The organism is Mucilaginibacter sp., from assembly GCF_039207105.1.
Taxonomy (GTDB): Bacteria; Bacteroidota; Bacteroidia; order Sphingobacteriales; family Sphingobacteriaceae; genus Mucilaginibacter.
Genome location: NZ_JBCECK010000116.1, coordinates 1 through 17134, shown reverse-complemented (window position 1 = coordinate 17134; position 17134 = coordinate 1). Strand labels below are relative to the sequence as shown.

Sequence of the window (17134 nt, the reverse complement as noted above, 5' to 3'; positions counted from 1 at the left end):
GATGGTCAGCAGCAGCAGCAAACCTCCAGATTTAATGAACCGCCGCCTGACGAGCCCAATTTTTTTGATGAGCCTGAGGTAAAAGAAGCAAAGGACGAAAGTGCGCAGGAAAAGGAAATTATCAGGCTGTTGCTGCTGTACGGCAATAAAATGATTGACTGGGATGGTATTGCCAATACTTACATAGGTCCGTTCATGATAGCGGAGCTAAGTGATGTTACTTTTGAGCATCCTGCCGCTAAGTTGTTTATGGAGATATATCGGCAGGAAGTAGAAAATGGTGTACTGGCCGACGAAACCCATTTTATTCATCATCAGGATAAAGGTATTGTTGACCTGACTGTATCTATGCTGGCAACCAAATACATCCTGAGCGAAAACTGGTACGAGATGCATAACATATTGGTGAACGATGAAACGGCTAATATGAAGGCTACTATTTTAGGCGCTATCTTTCATCTTAAAAAGCATAAGGTGGGTAAAATACTTGAAAGCCTGCGCACTGAACTACAGAAGGCCGAAACAGAAGCAGATCAGGAGATACTGCTTAACCAATACATGCGGATGAAAAAGGTTGAAAAAAGTATCTCAGACTTTTTAGGGTCGGTAATTATTAAATAATGGCCCAACACCTCGACCTGGGCCGCGCCGGCGAAACATTAGCTAAAACACATCTGGAAAATGCCGGTTATGAAATACTGGACGAAAACTGGACATATGGTAAGGCCGAGATAGACCTGATTGCTTATAAGGACAAGGTTATTATATTTACCGAAGTTAAAACCCGCACAGGCAATAGTTTTGGCGAACCTGAAGATTTTGTGGACGAGCGCAAACAAAAATTACTGGCAAACGCGGCAGATGAATATATTTATCTGATGAATCACCAGGGCGAGGTACGTTTTGATATTATCGCTATTTTGTTCGACAGAAATAAAAATTATATACTAAACCATATTGAAGATGCGTTTTGGCCTTCGGCTACATAACATGATGAATAACAAAATAAAAGGCTTTTTTATTGCCGCTGCATTACTGGCATTTGGTTGCCACAATAACACTAAAGATACCGGAGGCAGTTATAGCATCAGCCCCGAAGCTGGTACCACCTACAAAACTGGCGACGAAGTAAAGATCAAAGTAAGCTTCCCTGCCGATACCAAAGTCGATTCTGTAGTTTATATGCTTGATGCCTTGAGATTGGGTGCAGGTAAAGATACATCGGGCATCAGCTTAAAAACAGATACTATTCCGCTGGGGATTAAGTTGATCACTGCCAAAGTTTACGCAGCCGGAAAAGATCAGGATGTAACTACCAATATTTTACTACTTGCCGCTAAAGCACCGGAACAGCTTACCTACAAGGTTGAAAAGGTGTTTCCGCATGATACCAGCTCTTACACCGAAGGCTTGCAATATGTTGATGGTATCATGTTTGAAAGTACCGGCGATACAGGCCACTCCACTATTCAAAAAGTAAATATTGAAACCGGCAAAGCTATTCAAACAACCAAGTTAAGAGATGATTATTTTGGTGAAGGTATATCTGTTATTGGTGATAAGGTTGTGCAACTAACCTGGAAAAATAAGGTTGGTCTGGTCTATGATAAAAATTCCTTAAAACTATTAAACACCTTTGCCAACAACGTAGGAGTTGAAGGTTGGGGTATGTGTTACGACGGTAAAAAACTATATATGGACGATAGCACTAACCGTATCTGGTTTTTGGATAAAGATACCTATCAGCAAAAAGGCTTTATTGATGTTTGCGACGATAAAAGACAAATTGATTCGCTCAACGAGTTAGAATATATTGATGGTAAAATATATGCCAACGTTTACCAAACAGATGATATACTGGTTATAGATCCTAAAACCGGCGCGGTACTACAACGGATTGACATGAAGAACCTGTACCCTATGGCCGACAGGCCGCAGGACCGTGACTGGGGCAATAACGTACTGAATGGAATAGCCTGGGATGCTAAAGGACAACGCCTGTTTGTGGCCGGCAAAAGATGGCCGCACTTGTACCAGGTAAAGTTTGTGAAAAAGTAGGCCCCCTAACCCCCTAAAGGGGGAACAAATGTGCAGAACACAAATGTTTAAATAAAAAAGGGCGATGAGTATTACCACTTATCGCCCTTTTTTATTTAAACATCTGCCAACCATATCTTGATATAAACTCATTTACCTCATCTTGAAATGATTTCTTTGAATGATGTTTTTCCTGGTTTTTGATATAGGTGGTCACTATTTCTACTTGTGATTCACTGATCGATACAGCAAAATAATCATCCTGCCAGCTGAACTTTTCGGGAAGTAAGCCTTGATTATTAATCCAAAAGGAAGATTCTCCCTTAATGAGTTGAGCTACTTTAGAAATATTCTGATCCTTCCCTAAGGAGATCAGGCAGTGTAGATGATCGGTATAGCCATTAATAGCTTGTAGAAATATTTCTTTTTCTAAACAGTTATCAGCAATGTGCTTAAATACATCGTACCTAAATTCTTTTTTGAGTAAGGGTTCACGGTTTCTGGTGGAAAAACTAAATGTATCCAGATTTTAACAAAAGACATGATAAAGTTTTAGAAACTAAATGTATAAATTATTTGGCTAAAGCCACTTTTGCATTTTCTAAATCCGTCACATAAATGTGACGGCAATGAATTTTATCTTTGTAATTCTAAGATGATAAATTGATTCTATGCAAATCGAATTCATTGCCGTTGGCTTTAGCCAACGGACAAAAAGGAAACAAAGTCTGGCTTTAGCCGAAACTGAGTTTGCTAAGTCCCTTTTAAACAAAAAGAGCCCGCGATTGCGAGCTCTTTTTGTTTAAAAGAAGCTCTACCTCCAGGCTTTATACTGATTAATCAAACCGTTGGTTGATGAATCGTGACTGCTGATCTCACTGTTGTCTTTTAATTCGGGTAATATTTTGCCCGCCAGTTGTTTACCTAATTCCACACCCCATTGGTCAAAGCTGTAAATGTTCCAGATAATGCCTTGTACAAATATTTTATGTTCGTACATAGCGATCAATGAACCCAAGCTGTGCGGAGTGATCTTTTTAAGCAGGAAAGAGTTAGTTGGCCTGTTGCCTTCAAATACTTTGAAAGGCGCGATGGCTGCAATTTCAGCGTCGGTTTTGCCGGCTGCTTTTAACTCTTCAATAACAACTTCTTCTGTTTTGCCGTTCATCAAAGCTTCGGTTTGAGCAAAGAAGTTTGACAGCAGCATATTGTGATGCTCGCCCAGCGGATTGTGTGATTGAGCAGGAGCTATGAAGTCGGCAGGGATGAGTTTAGTACCCTGGTGTATCAGCTGGTAAAACGCGTGCTGGCCATTGGTGCCAGGCTCGCCCCAAATGATCGGGCCGGTAGAGTAGTCAATTTCTTTACCATTGCGGTCAACATGTTTACCATTGCTTTCCATATCGCCTTGCTGGAAATAAGCGGCAAAGCGGTGCATATATTGGTCGTACGGTAAAATAGCATTGGTTTCAGCCTCAAAGAAGTTGTTGTACCAGATACCGATCAATGCTAAAATAACCGGGATGTTTTGTTCAAACTCAGCAGTACGGAAATGCTCGTCAGTCGCGTGGGCACCTTCTAAAAGTTGCACAAAATTATCAAAACCGATGCTTAAGGAAATAGAAAGGCCGATAGCGCTCCATAATGAGTAACGACCGCCTACCCAATCCCAAAATTCAAACATATTTTTAGTGTCGATACCGAATTTTTCGACAGCGGCGGCATTGGTTGATAACGCGGCGAAATGTTTGGCCACGTCGGCTTCTGTAGCGCCGGCAGCTAAAAACCAATCACGTGCACTGTGGGCGTTGCCCATAGTTTCTTGTGTGGTGAAGGTTTTGGATGCTATCAGGAATAAGGTAGTTTCCGGATCAACCACTTTCAGTGTTTCGGCAATATGGGTACCATCAACATTACTTACAAAGTGCAGGTTCAGGTGGTTTTTATAGGCTTTTAAAGCTTCGGTAACCATTACCGGGCCTAAATCAGAGCCACCGATACCAATGTTAACCACATCGGTAATAGGTTTGCCGGTATAGCCTTTCCAGGTACCCGAGATGATGGCGTTGCTGAAATCTTTCATATGTTCAAGCACGCTGTTCACGTCAGGCATCACATCTTTACCGTCAACATAAATAGGAGTATTGCTGCGGTTACGTAATGCTACGTGCAATACCGGGCGGCCTTCCGTAACATTAATTTTTTCGCCGGAAAACATGGCTTTAATCGCCTCATTTACCGAACATTCTTTTGCCAGCTGTATCAGTAAGGCAATAGTTTGCTCGTCGATACGGTTTTTAGAGTAATCAAGCAAAATATCTTCAAACTGAATTGAGAATTTTTTAAAACGCTGATCATCAGAGTCAAATAATCCTTTCAGGCTTTTCGCTACAATGTCAATGTAGTGATCGGCTAAATATTTATAGCTCTGGGTGGTGGTGAAATCTGTATTTGGCAGCATAATTGTATGGTTTTTATCAAAAGTAATAAGTTAATTGTTAGGTAGATGTTAAAATGTAAACTAATGATTTTTTAATGATTCTTCGTGTGTTTTCAACACTGTATACATAGTGTTTGTTTTACACCAAAAAATTATGATAATTTTAAAAATATTTGACAATTGTTTGGAAATTTCAAATGTTTATTTAATATATTTGTCTTGTTGATAATCAAATGGGTGATTTATCATCATTTTGTAAATTTAGGTAAAAATATAGAAGGTTATGTTTGAAAAACTTTTTTTGCTTGTAAAAAATAACGCCGGGACGGCTGTTATAAACAACCCTGAAATTCCTGCAAAACACCACAACGCGGTGATGATCGAAGCCTCAAGTTCAATTATTGAGGTTTTAAAAGGCCAGATGGAAAATGGCAAATTAAAGGAACTTATAAAGTATTTTCAATCGTCGGGTATTTACAATCATTCATTAGTATCAAGCATAGTTAACAGGTTTGCAAACCGTTTAAATACGTTTTATCATATTGATCCTGTTCATGCGCTGGCAGCAGCCAATTCACTGATACCTGCTGTGATGCAGCAATTGGTTCGTGAATCAAAAAGCGAGCAGATCAAAGAATTTGGCTTAACCAATATGTTAACCAAACTAAATGGTAACCGTGCTGATCTGAGCTTGCTGGTTAACAAACTAATGGTAGCTTAAAATATTATAGCATACTTGCTGTGAGGCCTGCAAATTGGTAAAACAATTTGCAGGCCTTTTTATTTAAGCCGATTATCAAATTGTATATATTTGCCACATGACTAAAGAACAGATTCAGGATTTAAGGGATAGAACAGCTTCCCTGAGGAGGCATCTTTGACATCGACAAGAAGCTTGAACTATTACAAACCGAACAGGAAATAACCGTTGGCCCTCATTTTTGGGATCATCCCAAAGAAGCCGAAAAGGTGCTGGCATCTATCAAAGCCAAAAAAGTTTGGACAGATGAATTTCAAAAGGTAGCAGCGGTAATTGAGGATACCGGCGTGCTTTTTGAATTTTACCAGGGTGGCGATGCTACCGAACCCGAAATGCAGGAGCAATACAACCAGGCCATCAAGGTAGTTGAGGAGCTGGAATTTAAAAATATGCTCTCGGCCGAAGAAGACCAGTTTAATGCCGTATTGCAAATTACTGCAGGTGCAGGTGGTACCGAAAGCTGCGATTGGGCGGGTATGCTCATGCGTATGTACATTATGTGGGGCGAAAAAAATGGCTATAAGGTAACCGAGCAGGATTACCAGCCCGGTGATGTGGCCGGTGTAAAAACCGTTACCCTGCAACTGGAAGGTGATTTTGCCTATGGCTATCTTAAAGGCGAAAACGGTGTTCACCGTTTGGTGCGGGTATCGCCGTTTGATGCGAATGCCAAACGCCACACCTCCTTTGCATCGGTATATGTTTATCCGCTGGTTGATGATACTATTGAAATTGACATTAACCCGGCCGATATTGAGTTTGAAACCTTCCGTTCGGGTGGTGCCGGTGGGCAAAACGTGAACAAGGTAGAAACCGCTGTTCGTTTATACCACAAACCTTCTGGTATTATTATCAAAAACCAGGAGTCGCGCTCGCAGCTTCAAAATAAGGATAATGCTATCCGCTTGTTAAAGTCGCAATTGTATGAGATTGAAATGCGTAAACGTATGGAGATCACCAATACTATTGAGGGTAATAAAAAGAAAATTGAGTGGGGATCGCAAATACGCAACTACGTTCTGCACCCCTACAAACTGGTGAAAGACCTACGTACCGACCATGAAACATCAAATGCCCAGGCAGTGCTGGATGGGGATATTAACGATTTCCTGAAAGCTTACCTGATGGAGTTTGGCGGGCCAAAAGGTTAATTAAAACGTTTACAACTATAATGTTACAATAAAAACGGTGCTGCACTATGCGGCACCGTTTTTTGTTTTCAGGCATAAATTGTATTTTGCCATCACCATAATAAACTGATCTATGAAATTCTTCTTATCTGCCCTTATTTTAACCGTTGCTGCAACTATGGCCTATAGCCAGGAAAAGTCAATAACTCTGTATCCGAAAGGCGTACCCAATTCAAAACCAGCACCGGCTACCTATGCAGAAAATATAAGTAAGGATTTTCATATCAGTAAGGTAACAGACCCTACTATAACACCTTATCTACCTGCAAAGGGTAGTGCCAACGGTGCGGCCATTATTGTGTGCCCCGGTGGTAGTTATAGTATACTGGCGTCTGCACATGAGGGTACTGCCATTGCGCAGGAGTTTAATAAAATTGGCGTTACGGCCTTTGTGTTAAAGTATCGTTTGCCCAGTGATGAAATTATGGCCGATAAATCAATTGGGCCACTGCAGGATGCGCAAACTGCTATCATGATAGTACGTAAACGTGCCGCCGAATGGGGTATTGATCCTACTAAAATAGGTATCATCGGTTTTTCGGCAGGAGGGCACCTGGCCTCAACAGCGGGAACGCATTTTGATAAGGTGGTAATTGAGGATAAAGAAAATATCAGCGTTCGTCCTGATTTTATGATGCTTATTTATCCGGTAATTACTTTCGGCGAATATGCCCATACGGGTTCAAGGGATAACCTGATCGGTAAAACGCCATCAGCTGCACAGGTCGACCTGTACTCTAACGAGAAACAAATCACCGCCAACACACCGCCAACATTTTTAATACACGCTGAGGACGATAAAACCGTACCCGTTCAAAACAGTTTGATGTTTTATGATGGTCTGCTCAAAAATCATATAAAAGCCGAAATGCACCTGTTTCAGGAAGGCGGCCACGGCTTTGGCTTAAATAACTCCAAAAGCAAAGACAAATGGTTTGACTGGGCCGCTAACTGGCTGGATGAGAACGGATTTTTGAAGGGTGGAGTAGCAAAGTAAAATTAATACTTACGAAGTTTTCAAAACTTCGTAAGTCTACCATGAATAGTTACCTACTTCCCCATCATCAATCGCTGTATAAAATTAGATGCTTTAATCCTGTTATTTTGAAATGAAGCTATTTTCCAATCGCCGTTTTGTTTTACAAAAACGTTGGTATTGATAGAAAGCCTCTTTTTATTTACCTTCTTTTGCCAGCGGAATTTAATAGCGCCTGTCGCGATTACAATGGCTACATTTTCTGCGGGAAATTTAATTTGCTTAATTTCTCCAAAAAGTTCCGCACCCTTAAACAACCAGTTATTAGCTAATGCGGTGTGCACCTTTAGGTTTTAATCGACGCCTTTCAAGTGCTCACCCATAAAGGTAATGTAGTCACAATCGGCAGTAAAAAGATCATTGAAAAGCTCCTCGGTAGGATTTTTAAAAATATCACCGAGACCCGTCATTTTGTCCCTGATTATTTGTTCGTCTGTCATGGCTTCCTATTTTCTTAACGAAGATATTTCGCGTATCACAGGAAGAAAAAGCATATTAGGCTAATAACCAATTACTAAGGATAAAAGGACAGATTTAATCGGTGAAATGGAGTGGCGATCAGTAGTGTGAAAAAAGGTTTAGCTCAGGTCTTCCTTATTCACCTCAAGTAAAAACACATACTCTACACCATCCACGTCATCCATTGCTTCACCAATTTTGATAAATCCCATGCGGGCAATTAATTGGAGTGATGGCTGGTTTTCAGGTGATACGGAAGCAATAAATTTGTTAATGTTAAATTCACTTTGCGCCCAGGCCATCGTGGCTTTTATAGCTTCGGTTGCGTAATTGAGCCGCCGGTAGTTTTTAAAAATCCGATAACCTAACTCAACGGCATCGCGCACATAAACGTGCAAGTATTCCGGATCAGGACGGCTGTGGAAACGGATAAGCCCTATCATTACCTTCTCCCCGGGTAATATGATAGCACGGGCTGACCAGGGTAAATAATCCGGATCATCATGAAGCTGCTGCTGCCCGTATTTAAAACTGCTGAGATGCTCCAGTAATTCTTCAGAAATGCTGGCCCCAAGCAGGCCGCTGGCAATGCGAAGGTTACCCGCCAAACACGCTTCAATAACTTCATTATTCATCAGGCGCAGTACCAACCTTGGGGTAACGATGTCATTTAGTAGCGTGTTTATCATCAGCAGGGGGGAGATTGGATTATTCCAGTATTTCCAGCAACTCGTTCATCTCGGCAACCTTTTCCATATTGCCTAAATTTTCGTAGGCACTAATCAAGTTGCGGATCACACGCCTGATAATATCCGTATTGGAGCAGGGCTCGTAAAACTGCTTATCAAATTTCAAGTTCAGCTGTTTTAGGAACATATCCACATCTCTGCGGCCAAATATGAAACCTTTGTTAAAAGCGTTAATGTAAAACAATATACCGTTTTCAAACTCGCTTTGCTGGCTCTCATCCAAATAAGCTAAAATAAAGTGTTGGGGCAGGTTTACGCCATATACCGGTATATCCAGCTTTTGGGCTATAATAGAGTATATAATGGCCAGCGATATTTGGTTACCCCTTTTGGTTTCCAGTACCTGGCTCAGATAACTGTTTTGCGGATCGAGGTGATTAGTAGTATTACCGCTAAAGCCGTATATATTGTAAAAAACGTGATTAATGAGTTTGATCTGTTCTTTGGGACTGGCTTCATGCATCATCTGTATCCAGATGTCACGCTTAATGCCTTCAACCTGGTTAATGATCTTTTGCTCATCCAGATCAGGGTATTGGTAACGGTTAATAATCAAGATGCCTTGCAGCAGGTCAAAAGCGCCGCTCTGGTGCCAAAGTCTCAGGTCGTTTTTAAGATTGCTGAATTGAATTTCATGAACCAGGTTAGCAATGCGCTCCTGTTGTACGGCATCAAATGCCTGCTCAAAAGCGGTTTCCAGAAAAGAAATAGCCTCTGCTCCGTATGATAATAACTTGGCATGCACATGCTCATATATCTCACTATCAGGATCGTCAAGTAGGCGAATCAGGGAATTTACTTCATTCGGATTAATCATACGCTGCAACGCTAAAATACTAAACCTTTATTTATTTTTACAGCGATGTTAAATTTTAGGTTTGTTAAGGATTACCTGTTGCACCGTCTCAGGGCAAAAAACAGGCACGGCTTACACTCTCCGTTTGTTTACAAGCTGGTTGATACTGTAATTTACGATTATGCCGACCAAAAAGTATACCATGAGGTTGAGAATATACGCCGAAAGCTACTTGTTGACAATCGGGTGATCTCCGTTACCGATCTGGGTGCGGGTTCGCACCTTAACAATAACAAACAAAAGCGCGTTGGCGATATCGCTGCTAATGCCCTCAAGCAACCTAAACTGGCGCAGTTGCTTTACCGGTTGGCGGTACATTTTAAGCCCCGTAATATTATTGAACTGGGCACCTGCCTGGGGACTACTACACTATACCTGCAAAACGCAGCGCCTGATGCACAAGTTTATACTTTAGAGGGTTGCCCGCAAACAGCGGGAATAGCTCATGAAAACTTTGAACAGGCAGGCTTTACAGCTATTGATCTTATCACCGGTAATTTTGATGATAACTTGCCAGGGGTGATCAAGAATATAGATCAGCTTGATTTTGTATTTGTGGATGGCAACCATCAAAAAGATGCCACGCTGAAATATTTTGAATGGTGCCTGCCAAAAGTGCATGAAGGTACATTACTGATATTTGACGACATATATTGGAGCGAAGGTATGAAAGAAGCCTGGGCGCAGATCAAGGCGCATCCGCAGGTATCCGTAACGGTAGATCTGTTTTGGATAGGCCTGGTATTCTTTAAGCCCGGCCGGGCTGAAAAAGAGCACTTTTTGATTAGGTATTAGAAAGTGCTACGTTGTACGTTTGACGTGATATGTTTTAATATGTGCAATTTTGAACGTACAACGCATCACGTTAAACGTATAACATCGTTCCCTAAAACGACTGCCCTAAGCCTACATAAAAGCCGCTTTGTCTGGCTTCGCCGGCAATTTTTTGACCAATACCATAATCAGCACGGATGCTCAGGCCTTTTTCTATATCGAAAAAGTAACGCAGGCCGCCGCCATAGTTCGGTTTCAATTCGCTAAAGCTAAAATCTTTATTAAATACCTCGCCGGTGCCAACAAAGCCAACCACGCCAATGCGCTCCGTAAGGCGGTAACGCAGTTCGGTTTGGCCAACGGTAAGGTTGCGATCGCGGTAACGGCCGTTATAGTATCCCCTCATAATTTCGTCGTTACCCATAGCAGGCAACAGGAAAAACGGCGATTGCCCGCCAATCATGCTCTGGTCCTGGATATCTATTCCAAGCACCAGTTTTTTGGTTAATAGAAAAAACTGACTATATTCTAAATTAAAAAAGCCGCCTTTATAATCAAAGCCCGATATACCTTTGGTTAACTGTAGCGAGCTGGTGATAAGCGCGCCTCGGGTGGTATAGGTGTTATTGTTCCGGCTATCAAAAATAAGGCTTGGGCCAACATACACACTGGTTCCGCCATCCCTGAACTGCACGCGAGGGTCTGTATAAAAAATACTATTGGCTTGTCCATCACTAAAGCTGTAATGATCGCCACCGGCAACCAGGCCTACGTAAAAATTATTAGCTACTTTTTTCTCAGCAGCAAAGTTTACTTTGAGGCGTTTTTGACCAATGCGATCCGTATTAGCTTTAAGCGTATTGTTGCCGATGCCATAAAAATCAAAAGGGAAATTGATATAGCCAATGCCCGCGGTAAAATGATATTTGTTTTGCGGCGTCCAATAGCTGGTGCTCAGACTTAGTCTGTTTTGCCCCTTGGTTGTTAAGGTAGCATAACCAAAAATGTTTGATACCCGGGTATTGCGGCTAACGGTATCAGTATAAAAAGAATATAAGCCTGCACCGCCAGCCTCAAGCCCGGTTTCGGGAGCTGAGCTGAGTACCGGTAAAATAACAAAGCTGCTTTTTTTAGAAGTATCCTTATCAAAATACATTTTGCGGATAAACTTGGGCAATAGCTGGCTTTGCGAAAAAGCGCTTTGAGCGCCTATTAATATAAAGAGAGTAGCGATTATTTTTTTCATAAGTAATGCGGCCGCAAATATATGATTATAGATGTGCAAATGCGTGGATGTGCAGATGCGGGGACGTGTGGATTTGCAGATATGCGAATGCGAGGATGTGCAAATGTGCAAATACGCGGATTATGGAAATGGATAATGTAGTTGCTTCACTTCTCTAAATGATACTTATTTAGACAGGCAATTTTCTTCATACGGACATCCTTGCATCCTCACATCCGCATATTCGCACATCCAAGATTTTCTTCATTTGCACATCCGCACATTTGAAATCTGCACATCCTCACTCTGCACATCAATAAATTCCCTACTTTTGTGCCGAATTTTATTGATACACTATGAGCATCACAAGAGGACCTATTTCGCAGTTTATTGAAAAAAACTACCTGCACTTTAACTCAGCAGCATTGATGGATGCCGCCAAAGGATACGAAACACACCTTGACGAAGGCGGTAAAATGATGGTTACCCTTGCGGGCGCCATGAGTACAGCTGAACTGGGTATTTCGCTGGCCGAGATGATACGCCAGGATAAAATCGCTATTATATCTTGTACAGGTGCCAACCTGGAAGAGGATATTATGAACCTGGTAGCGCACTCGCACTACAAAAGGGTTCCTAATTATCGCGACCTGAGCCCGCAGGAAGAGTGGGACCTGCTCGAAAACCATTACAACCGTGTTACCGATACCTGTATCCCGGAAGAAGAAGCTTTCCGCCGTTTGCAAAAACATATCCATAAAATATGGAAAGATGCTGATGATAGCGGTGAGCGTTATTTTCCGCATGAGTACATGTACAAAATATTATTAAGCGGCGAACTGGAGCAGTACTATGAAATTGACCCTAAAAATTCATGGATGCTGGCCGCAGCCGAAAAAAATCTGCCTATTGTGGTACCGGGTTGGGAAGACAGTACTATGGGTAACATATTTGCCTCTTATATTATTAAAGGTGAGTTAAAGGCATCAACCATGAAAAGTGGTATTGAGTATATGGCCTGGCTTGCTGACTGGTATACCAAAAACTCATCGGGTAAGGGCATTGGCTTTTTCCAGATAGGTGGTGGTATCGCCGGCGATTTCCCAATATGCGTAGTACCAATGCTTTACCAGGACATGGAAATGCATGATGTTCCGTTCTGGAGCTACTTCTGCCAGATATCAGATTCAACTACATCATATGGCTCATATTCAGGTGCTGTACCTAACGAAAAAATAACCTGGGGAAAGCTGGATATCCATACACCTAAGTTTATTGTAGAAAGCGATGCTACAATTGTTGCCCCGCTGATATTTGCCTGGATACTAAAACAATAATTTAAATTTTCAAGAGGCCGGTAATGCAATCGATCAACAAGAAAAATGCATTACCGGCCAAAAAGGCCTTTATCTTTATTTAAAAGGCTTTTTGTGATTATTTAGAACGATTATAAATTATGGATTGGTGTCATTTATGTGTCAGCGATACTGTAATAAATTTTACTTTTGTGCCTGTAAATATCAGATGGTGCATACATCTTTTACAGCGGGTTAAAACATTAATATAAAAATTATTTAGCATAAATACACTATATGAGAAGCTTCTCATCGATTTTTAAACAATTCTCAAGGTCGGTTGTGTTAATTGCCGGGTTTGCTTTTTGGGGTCTTTCAAATGCTTATGCTCAGGCCGATGTGGCTAAAGGTGAAGCGATCTTTAAATCCAAATGTACTACCTGTCATAAGATCGATCAGCAGTTAATCGGCCCCGCTCTGGGTCCGCAGCTTACCGAAGAGACGGACGACAAATATCTGACCCAATGGATCCAGAACAATCAGGCGCTGATTGCAGCTAAAAATCCTAAGGCTTTAGCTATTTACAATAAGTTTAACCAGGCAGGCATGACGGTATTTACCGAGCTTTCTGACGGTGATGTAGGTAATATATTAGCCTACGTACGCGGAGAGTACAAAACCATGCAAGCTGCCCCTAAAACAAATGCTGCTGACCCAAATGCTCCTGCGGCTGATAAAGGCCCAAGCAGCATGGTTATCTGGGGTTTAATTGTTGTTATTATTATAGCGTTTATAGTAATACTTGTATTAAACAGAGTAGTAGCTACATTAGAGCGCTTATTGCTTAAAGGTAAAGGTGTTGTAATTGAGGAAGAAACTGAAACAGCCGACGCGGAAGCCGCTGCTTCAGCTAAAAAGCAGGAGCTGATCAAGAGTATCCTTAAAAATAAGAAGCTTGTATTCTTTATTATCCTTTGCGGTACTATTGCTATGGGCAGCTGGGGATGGGTTACTTTGTGGAACACTAACGTGCACACAGGTTACCAGCCGGTACAGCCTATTAAATACTCTCACGAGTTACACGCTGGTACCATGAAAATTGATTGCCAGTATTGCCACACAGGTGCTTACAAATCAAAAAACGCTTCTATCCCTTCATTGAACGTTTGTATGAACTGCCACAAGGTTGTTAAAACCGAGTCGCCTGAGATTCACAAAATATATGATGCTTTGGGTTACGATCCAAAAACTCAAAAGTATGACAGCACTGCAGCTAAACCTATCCAATGGATACGTGTTCACAACCTGCCAGATCTGGCTTACTTTAACCACTCACAACACGTGAAGGTTGGTGGTATCAAATGCCAAACCTGTCATGGTCCTATTCAAACCATGAAAGAGGTTTACCAATATTCACCGCTTACCATGAAATGGTGTATACAGTGCCACAAACGTACCGAAGTTAACGGTAAAGGAAACGCTTACTATGATAGCATACTTGCTGCTCACGACAAGATCAAGAAGGGCGAGAAAGTTACTGCCGCTGTGTTAGGTGGTATCGAGTGCGGTAAATGTCACTATTAATTAATAAGAATTTTTAGCATTACAGTTTATATAACTTAAATGGACAGCAATAAAAAATACTGGAAAGGTTTAGAAGAACTAAACAGAACACCAGAATTTGTTGAGAAAAATAAAAACGAGTTTGCCGAACCAATTCCAATTGAGGAAATACTTAGTGGTGACGGTTTATCGGCTAAAACTCCGCGCCGTGACTTTTTAAAAGCCCTTGGCTTTGGTGTTGGTGCTGTAACACTGGCTGCTTGTCAGCGTGTTCCTGTACACAAATCAATTCCTTACCTGATTAAACCTGAAGAGGTTACACCTGGTGTGGCTAACTACTATTCTTCAACTTACGAAGGACAGGCCATCCTGGTTAAAACACGTGAAGGTCGCCCTATTAAAGTTGAAGGTAACCCGAATGATGTTTTCGCTAAAGGTGGTTTAGGTGCGCAGGCTCAAGCATCAGTGCTTGACCTGTACGATGTAAACCGTTTAAAAGACCCAAAACTAAACGGCAACGATGCCGGCTGGTCAGAAGTTGATGCTTTTGTTATTAAAGAGCTTGCAGCTATTAAAGCAGCAGGCAAAAACATCCGTTTAGTAACTTCAACTATCCACAGCCCTTCTACTTTAGCAGTTATCGCAGATTTCATTGCGCAATATCCAACTGCTAAACATATTAATTACGACGCGGTATCTTATACAGGTATTATTCAGGCCAACCAAAACAGCTTTGGTAAAGCCGTATTGCCTCACTATAACTTTGATAAAGCAGATGTTATTGTAAGCTTCGGTGCTGATTTTCTTGGAACCTGGATCTCAGGCGAAGAGTTCACCCGTCAGTACGTATCAAACCGTAACAACCAATCGCTTAAAAACAAAAAAATGTCGCGCCATATCCAGTTCGAAACTGGAATGAGCTTAACAGGTACCAATGCAGATAACCGTTACCCGGTTAAACCATCTGAAGAAGGTATCGCGCTGATCAGCTTATACAACGCTATTTCTGGTACAACATTGCCAGGCTCTAAAAAATTAGAGAACAAAGCGGTTGATAACGCGATCACTTTAGCTGCTAAAGAACTGGTTGCCGCTAAAGGAAAAGCTTTAGTAGTAGCAGGTTCAAATGATGTAGCTACACAAGTGTTGGTTAATGCTATCAACTCGCTGTTAGGTAGCTACGGAACTACTATTGATCTGGATAACCCATCAAAACAATACGCCGGTAACGATGCTGAGTTTGTTGAGTTTATCAATGAGGTTAATCGCGGTGAGGTTGCAGCAGTATTTTTCCTGAATGTTAACCCTGCTTATGATTACTTTAAAGCGGCTGATTTCAAAGCCGCTCTGAATAAAGTACGCTTGAAAGTATCGTTTGCTGATCATGCTGATGAAACAGCAGGATTATCAAACGTAATTGCTCCAAACCATCACTATTTAGAGTCATGGGGTGATTCAAACGCGCTTGAAGGTTACTATACCGTAATACAGCCAACAATTAATCCGGTTTACAATACCCGCCAGGCTGAACACAGCTTATTGGTATGGTCAGAAAATCCGGTGAAAGATTACTACGCTTACGTACGTAATAACTGGAACAACGGTCTGTTAGCTAAAGGTGGTTTATCTGGTCAAAAAGGTTGGGAAACCTTATTGCAGACAGGTATGATCAATACCCCTGCAAACACAGCAGGTGCTTATACCTTTAGCCGCGATCTGAACGCGGTTGCTCAAACTATATTAACCCACAGTGCAGCGCTTGTTGCAGGTGATGGTAAATTTGAGTTACAGGTATATCAATCTCCTGCTTTGGGCGATGGTAAACGTGCTAACAACCCTTGGTTACAGGAGTTACCTGATCCGGTATCAAAAGTTACCTGGGATAACTTTGTAGCTGTTTCTGTTGCCGATATCAAGAAATTAAAACTTGACGAAGGTGATGTGATCAAAATTACAGCTAACGGTTATACAGTTGAACTACCTGTATTGGCTCAGCCAGGTCAGGCTCAGGGAACTATATCAATAGCTTTAGGTTATGGCCGTACACAAGCTGGTCCGGTAGGTGATAATGTAGGTAAAAATGCATTCCCTTTCTATAGCTTCCGCAACGGAACTTTCCAAACCAGTGCTGTAGTTAGTACATTTGACAAAACACACGTTAAATCTCCGCTTGCGCAAACACAAACTCACCACTCTTATGAGGGACGTAGTGTAATTCGCGAAGCTAAATTTTCTGAATACAAAAAGAACCCTGCCGTACATAGCGGTAACGAGGGTGGCCATAAAAACTACGACGAGGAGAGCTTATGGGATGTGCCAAGTCATGACCGCCCTGTTTATGACTGGGTTATGGCTATCGACCTTAATGCATGTACCGGTTGCGGCGCTTGTGTGGTAGCTTGTAGCGCAGAAAACAATATCCCTGTTGTAGGTAAAGACGAAGTACGTCGCCGTCGCGAAATGCACTGGATCCGTATTGACCGTTACTACAGCTACGAAGAGAAAAATGAAAACGTTACTGAAGAGTACGAAATAGCTAAATTGGATAATGATGCCTTTGATCGTGTATCAGTGGTTCACCAGCCAATGCTTTGCCAGCACTGTGATCACGCTCCTTGCGAAACAGTTTGCCCGGTATTAGCAACGGTTCACTCATCAGAAGGTTTAAACCAAATGGCATACAACCGTTGTGTTGGTACACGTTATTGCGCAAATAACTGCCCATACAAAGTACGTCGCTTTAACTGGTT

Annotated in this window: 16 protein-coding genes and 1 pseudogene; 10 read left to right on the top strand and 7 right to left on the bottom strand. The window is 41.7% G+C overall.

Annotated elements, in window-relative coordinates:
• From AAGC65_RS19130 to AAGC65_RS19120, 3 genes and pseudogenes are all read left to right on the top strand, one after another.
• Positions 1–621 (top strand): annotated as a pseudogene (locus AAGC65_RS19130) (DNA primase); the annotation flags it as partial.
• Complete coding sequence (locus tag AAGC65_RS19125) at positions 621–989, top strand: YraN family protein (protein ID WP_343114069.1); 369 nt, start codon at positions 621–623, stop codon at positions 987–989. The pseudogene AAGC65_RS19130 and the gene AAGC65_RS19125, both read left to right, overlap by 1 nt.
• 1 nt (position 990) lies before the next feature.
• Positions 991–2058: a glutaminyl-peptide cyclotransferase gene (locus AAGC65_RS19120; RefSeq protein ID WP_343114068.1), complete on the top strand. Its 1068-nt coding sequence runs from the start codon at positions 991–993 to the stop codon at positions 2056–2058.
• Between the two features lie 91 nt (positions 2059–2149).
• On the opposite strand, the gene AAGC65_RS26210 is transcribed toward AAGC65_RS19120, so the two are convergent.
• Complete coding sequence (locus tag AAGC65_RS26210; protein WP_407940690.1) at positions 2150–2563, bottom strand: transposase; 414 nt, start codon at positions 2561–2563, stop codon at positions 2150–2152.
• A gap of 288 nt (positions 2564–2851) precedes the next feature.
• A complete protein-coding gene (pgi, locus tag AAGC65_RS19115; RefSeq protein WP_343114067.1) occupies positions 2852–4498 on the bottom strand; it encodes a glucose-6-phosphate isomerase in 1647 nt (548 codons plus the stop codon).
• A 262-nt stretch (positions 4499–4760) separates the two neighbouring features.
• On the opposite strand from pgi, the gene AAGC65_RS19110 reads away from it, so the two are divergent.
• From AAGC65_RS19110 to AAGC65_RS19100, 3 genes are all read left to right on the top strand, one after another.
• Positions 4761–5198: a hypothetical protein gene (locus AAGC65_RS19110; protein WP_343114066.1), complete on the top strand. Its 438-nt coding sequence runs from the start codon at positions 4761–4763 to the stop codon at positions 5196–5198.
• 97 nt (positions 5199–5295) lie between these two features.
• A protein-coding gene (prfB, locus tag AAGC65_RS19105) for a peptide chain release factor 2 (RefSeq protein WP_343114065.1) occupies positions 5296–6388 on the top strand; the annotation gives its coding sequence in 2 pieces (ribosomal slippage) (positions 5296–5355 and positions 5357–6388; 1092 coding nt in all).
• 112 nt (positions 6389–6500) lie between these two features.
• A complete protein-coding gene (locus AAGC65_RS19100) occupies positions 6501–7424 on the top strand; it encodes an alpha/beta hydrolase (protein WP_343114064.1) in 924 nt (307 codons plus the stop codon).
• Between the two features lie 53 nt (positions 7425–7477).
• Here the strand turns inward: AAGC65_RS19100 and AAGC65_RS19095 are convergent, their stop codons facing one another.
• From AAGC65_RS19095 to AAGC65_RS19080, 4 genes are all read right to left on the bottom strand, one after another.
• Complete coding sequence (locus AAGC65_RS19095; RefSeq protein ID WP_343114063.1) at positions 7478–7747, bottom strand: hypothetical protein; 270 nt, start codon at positions 7745–7747, stop codon at positions 7478–7480.
• A gap of 9 nt (positions 7748–7756) precedes the next feature.
• Positions 7757–7903, bottom strand: coding sequence for a hypothetical protein (locus tag AAGC65_RS19090; RefSeq protein ID WP_343114062.1), 147 nt, complete (start codon positions 7901–7903; stop codon positions 7757–7759).
• Positions 7904–8041: 138 nt separating this feature from the next.
• Positions 8042–8611, bottom strand: a complete 570-nt coding sequence (locus tag AAGC65_RS19085; RefSeq protein ID WP_343114061.1) for a GNAT family protein — start codon at positions 8609–8611, stop codon at positions 8042–8044.
• Positions 8612–8630: 19 nt separating this feature from the next.
• Positions 8631–9488, bottom strand: a complete 858-nt coding sequence (locus AAGC65_RS19080) for a transglutaminase-like domain-containing protein (RefSeq protein WP_343114060.1) — start codon at positions 9486–9488, stop codon at positions 8631–8633.
• 45 nt (positions 9489–9533) lie between these two features.
• On the opposite strand from AAGC65_RS19080, the gene AAGC65_RS19075 reads away from it, so the two are divergent.
• Positions 9534–10322 carry a class I SAM-dependent methyltransferase gene (locus AAGC65_RS19075; RefSeq protein WP_343114059.1) on the top strand — a complete coding sequence of 263 codons (789 nt, stop codon included), beginning with the start codon at positions 9534–9536 and terminating at the stop codon, positions 10320–10322.
• Positions 10323–10413: 91 nt separating this feature from the next.
• Here the strand turns inward: AAGC65_RS19075 and AAGC65_RS19070 are convergent, their stop codons facing one another.
• Positions 10414–11547 carry a BamA/TamA family outer membrane protein gene (locus AAGC65_RS19070; RefSeq protein WP_343114058.1) on the bottom strand — a complete coding sequence of 378 codons (1134 nt, stop codon included), beginning with the start codon at positions 11545–11547 and terminating at the stop codon, positions 10414–10416.
• 335 nt (positions 11548–11882) lie between these two features.
• On the opposite strand from AAGC65_RS19070, the gene AAGC65_RS19065 reads away from it, so the two are divergent.
• The 3 genes from AAGC65_RS19065 to AAGC65_RS19055 form a co-directional block, all read left to right on the top strand.
• Complete coding sequence (locus tag AAGC65_RS19065; protein WP_310095900.1) at positions 11883–12863, top strand: deoxyhypusine synthase family protein; 981 nt, start codon at positions 11883–11885, stop codon at positions 12861–12863.
• A gap of 255 nt (positions 12864–13118) precedes the next feature.
• Positions 13119–14405: a cytochrome c3 family protein gene (locus AAGC65_RS19060; RefSeq protein WP_343114057.1), complete on the top strand. Its 1287-nt coding sequence runs from the start codon at positions 13119–13121 to the stop codon at positions 14403–14405.
• 39 nt (positions 14406–14444) lie between these two features.
• The coding region (locus tag AAGC65_RS19055; protein ID WP_343114056.1) for a TAT-variant-translocated molybdopterin oxidoreductase at positions 14445–17134 on the top strand (2690 nt) is incomplete at its 3' end.